The sequence below is a fragment of the Nocardiopsis listeri genome (assembly GCF_020741345.1).
GTDB classification, from domain to species: Bacteria; Actinomycetota; Actinomycetes; order Streptosporangiales; family Streptosporangiaceae; genus Nocardiopsis; species Nocardiopsis listeri_A.
In genome coordinates this window covers 1-4,568 of the sequence record NZ_DYZD01000403.1, presented here as the reverse complement: position 1 = coordinate 4,568, position 4,568 = coordinate 1, and the positions used below count along the sequence as shown (strand labels likewise).

General features: G+C 67.6%; 3 protein-coding genes and 1 pseudogene. All 4 read right to left on the bottom strand.

The annotated features are described in order from the left end of the window. A partial coding sequence (locus K8V84_RS21685; RefSeq protein WP_304078015.1) for an ABC transporter ATP-binding protein occupies nt 1-2,082 on the bottom strand: 2,082 nt, incomplete at its 3' end. Next, nucleotides 2,079-2,996, bottom strand: a complete 918-nt coding sequence (locus K8V84_RS21680; protein ID WP_304078013.1) for an ABC transporter permease — start codon at nt 2,994-2,996, stop codon at nt 2,079-2,081. The genes K8V84_RS21680 and K8V84_RS21685, both read right to left, overlap by 4 nt. Next, a complete protein-coding gene (locus K8V84_RS21675) occupies nt 2,989-3,999 on the bottom strand; it encodes an ABC transporter permease (protein WP_304078011.1) in 1,011 nt (336 codons plus the stop codon). The genes K8V84_RS21680 and K8V84_RS21675 overlap by 8 nt, the downstream gene beginning before the upstream one ends. Nucleotides 4,000-4,080: 81 nt before the next feature. Beyond that, nucleotides 4,081-4,568, bottom strand: a pseudogene (locus tag K8V84_RS21670) (ABC transporter family substrate-binding protein); the annotation flags it as partial.

Genomic DNA, 4,568 nt, shown 5'->3' with positions numbered 1-4,568 from the left:
TGGTTCCTCGACGCACTTGGTCCGTTCGGCGTCGGAGAGCTCGTTCGCGAACTTCGGGCATCGGGTCCGGAAGCGGCACCCCGAGGGCGGGTTCGCCGGGCTCGGGATGTCGCCCGTGACGATGATCCGTTCCCTGGTCCGCTCCTTGATCGGGTCGGGCAGCGGGATCGCGGAGATCAACGCCTGGGTGTACGGGTGCGCGGGAGAGCTGAACAACTGTTCCGTCGTGGCCGTCTCCACCATCTTGCCGAGGTACATCACGGCCACCCGGTCGGCGATGTGCTTGACCACCGACAGGTCGTGCGAGACGAACAGGTACGACAGCCCCAGCTCGTCCTGGAGGTCCTCCAACAGGTTGATCACACCCGCCTGGATGGACACGTCCAAGGCCGACACCGGCTCGTCCAGGACCAGCACCCGCGGGTTGAGCGACAGGGCACGGGCCACGCCGATGCGCTGTCTTTGACCGCCCGAGAACTCGTGCGGATACCGCGAACCGTGCTCGGGGTTGAGCCCCACCAGTTCCAGGAGCTCCTTGACCCGCCTGCGCGCGTCGCGGTGCCCGTCCCCGTGGATGCGCATCGGTTCGCCGATGATGTCCGAGACGGTCATGCGCGGGTCCAGGGAGGCGAACGGGTCCTGGAAGACCAGCTGCAGGTCCTTGCGGAGCGGACGCATCCGCCGGTCGGAGAGACCGTGCACGGGTCGGCCCATGTACGTCACCTCGCCCGAGGTGAGTCGGATGAGGTTGAGCAGCAGCCGCGCCGTGGTGGACTTGCCACAGCCCGACTCCCCCACCAGTGCGAGGGTCTCCTTCTCCCGCAGGTCCAGCGAGATACCCGAGACCGCCTGTACCTCTCCGACCTTGCGACGCAGGATGCCCTTGGAGCGGATCGGGAAGTGCTTGACCAGGTCGGTGGCGCTGAGCAGCACCTCCGGTTCCGCGGGGGTCCCCGGTTCCGATTCGTCCTCGGTCTCCTCCTGGCGCGCCTCACCGGGCCGGAACAGGTCGGTCGCCTCCACCCCCACCAGCTCGTCGCTGAAGTGGCAGGCCGCCGTGTGCACGGCGGGGTCGCCCGCTTCGGAGGGCTCCCGGCCGGTGTCACCGTTGGTGAGCAGCAGCCGCGGCTCTTCCTGGTGGCACCGCTCCCGCGCCATCGGACAGCGCGGGGCGAACCCGCAGCCCGAGGGCAGGTCCCGTAGGGAGGGCGGGCTTCCGAGGATGGGCGTGAGCCGGTCGGAGCGGTCGCCGTCCAGTCGGGGCAGCGAACCGAGCAGCCCCAACGCGTAGGGCATGCGCGGTCGGTAGAAGACCTCCTCCACCGGGCCCATCTCCACGATGCGACCCGCGTACATCACACCGACCCGGTCGACCTGACCGGCGACGACACCGAGGTCGTGGGTGATGAGCACCAGGGCGGCACCGGTCTCCCGGCGGGCCCGCTGGAGCGCTTCCAGGACCTGTGCCTGGACGGTCACGTCGAGCGCCGTGGTGGGCTCGTCGGCGATGATCACGTCCGGTTCGTTGGCCATGGCGATCGCGATGACCACACGTTGACGCATACCGCCGGAGAGCTCGTGCGGGTACTGCTTGAGCCGCTGCTCGGGCGACGGGATGCCCACGACCTCCAGCAGTTCCAGCGCCCGCTTCATCGCGGCCTGCTTGCTCACCTTCTTGTGCGCGAGCACCGCCTCGGCGATCTGGTAGCCGATCGTGTAGACGGGGTTGAGCGAGGTCAGCGGATCCTGGAAGATCATCGCGATCTTCTGCCCGCGGACCTTGCTGATCGCCTTGTCGTTGAGCCCGACGACCTCCTGGCCGAGGACCCTCGCGGAGCCCTCCACCTGTGCGTTCCTGGGCAGTAGGCCCATGATCGCCATGGAGGTCACGGACTTGCCCGACCCCGACTCCCCCACGATGCCCAGGGCCTCGCCCCGGCGCAGCACGTAGGAGACCTCGCGGACCGCGGGAAGCGGGCCGTCGTCGGAGGGGAAGGTGACGCTCAGGTCGGAGACCTCGAGCACCACGTCGTCACCGGTCTCGGCGGTGGCGTGTTCTTCGTTCATGTACTCAGTCGTCATCGCCGCACCCTGGTCTGTCGTGGGTCGAGGGCGTCCCGGAGGCCGTCACCGATGAAGTTGATCGTCAGACAGATCAGCACCAGCAGCACACCCGGCGGGTAGAACAACCACGGACGCGTGGTCACCGCCGTGCGCGCGCTGCCGATCATCTGGCCGAGCGAGATGTCCGGCAGCTGGATGCCCAGCCCCAGGAAGGACATGCCCGCCTCGGCGAGGATGGCCACGGCCACCAGCAGGGTGGCGGCGACGATGATCGGTCCGGCCGCGTTGGGCAGCAGGTGCCGAACGATGATCCACGGCGCGGAGGCCCCCGATGCCCGGGCCGCCTCCACGAACTCCTGTTCCCGCAGGGACAGCACGACACCGCGGACCACGCGCGCGATGGTCGCCCACGAGAAGATCGCGATGATCATGGCGATGGCGGACCAGGAGGCCCCCGCACCGGTGTTTCCCGCGATCGCAGCGGCGGCGACCAGCAGCGGGACGATGAGGAAGATGTCGACGACGCGCATCATCAACGCGTCGACGCGGCCACCGTAGTACCCGGCCGTGGCGCCCCACATGGAGCCGACGACGGTGGAGACCAGCGAGACGGTGAAGGCGACCTTCAGGGTCTGCTGGGCCCCGCGCATGAGCTGGGCGAGGACGTCGTTCCCGGCCGCGGAGCTTCCCAACGGGTGATCGCCGCCCGGCGGCAGGTTGCTGGGGATCTCCTTGTAGACGGTGTGGTCCCAGATCCAGAAGTAGGGCCCCACGAACGCGAACAGGACGATCAGGACCAGTAGGATCAGGCTGATCATCGCCGGACGGTGCCGCGTGAACCTGATCAGGATCGTCTGCAGCTGGGTCCGGTCGGCACTGTCCTTCTTCTTCGCCCCCTTGCGGGCGCTCCCGAACATGCCGTTCTCACTCATAGCGGATCCTTGGGTCGAGCACGGCGTACAGCAGATCGGCGACGAGGTTGGCCAGGATCACGATGACACCGCTGAGCAACAACCAGCCCATCAGCGCGTAGGAGTCGTTGTTGTCGACCGCCGTGATGAAGAAGTCGCCGAGGCCGCGCCACTGGAAGACCACCTCGGTCAGGATGGCGCCGTCGATCACGCCCGCGACGCTGATGGCGACGACCGTCGTCAGGGGGATCAGCGCGGTACGCAGGGCGTGGCGTCGGATGACCACGTGGTTGCGCAGCCCCTTGGCCCGGGCCAGACGCACGTAGTCGCTGTTCATCACTTCGAGCATGGAGGTGCGCTGGTAGCGACTCCACGAGGCGAAGCTGATCAGCATGAGCACGAGTGTCGGCAGCGCCATGTGGGCGAAGGCGTTGAGGAGCTGGTCGCCCAGCGGTTCGCCCTGGGCCCGGAAGCGTCCGTCACCGATGGTGGCGAATATCTGCTCGCCCACCAGGAGGTTGAACTTGACGCCGGCCGCCTGCATGATGCCCGCGAGCCAGAAGGTCGGCATCGCCAGGGCCAGGAAGCCGACGAAGGTGAGCGTGTAGTCGAGTTTGGAGTACTGGCGCAGGGCGCTGATGACACCGGTGATGATCGCCAGTCCCAACGCGAAGACCATTGCCGCGCCGACCAGACGCAGGGTCGTCCACAGACGCTCGGCGATGGCGGGGCCGATCTCGTACTGCGGCCCCTGGGTGGACGGGCCGAACTCTCCTTGGAGCAGACCGATGTCGCCGTTGCCGCCGACCCCGGTCATCCACAGCCAGTACCGCTCGGGCATGGACCGGTCCAGGTAGAGGCGTTCCTCCGCCTGCTCGATGACCGCTTCGGTGGGTGGTGGCTGCTGCATCCGGAGATCCGCGAGCGGGTCGCCGGAGATGTCGATCATCACGAACGTGAGGATGGATGCGAGGACCAGCACGGGAATCGCGCCCAGGACGCGTCGCATCGTGTAAACGAGCATGGAAGTGATCCTTCAGGGGTGGGCGAGGATCGGCCCGGCCCCGGGAGTGTGCCCCGGAGCCGGGCCTGGGCTCTTACCGCCCTAGTCGGCGATGGTCCATTCACCGATGTTGTAGGTGGCCCGGTAGCTGGACTGGAGGTTGTCCTCGGGGCCCGCGAGGGCGCCCGTGTTCACGAACGAGTAGTACGGCTCGTGCATGATCGGCAGGACGTAGGCCTCCGGCACCAGGATCTCCATGGCCTGGTTCGCGTAGTCGGCGGCGGTGTCGAGGTCGGGGGCGTTGGCCGCCTGCTCGGCGAGCTCGTCGACCTCGTCGTTGCTGTAGCCACCGAAGTTGCTACCGCTGTCGCTGTCCCAGTACTGGCTCGGAGCGGTCACGAAGTAGGGCGTGCCCTGCCATCCGAACTGCGCGATGTCGTAGTCGGCCTCGGCGAGCATGCCGCCAAGGTCGTCGGTCACCTCGATGTTGGTGGTGATGCCGATCTCGGCCAGCTGGGCCTGGATGAGCTGGAGCGAGGTGTTGCGCACGACGGAGTCGGTGCTGCGCAGACGGAAGGGACCGATCTCCT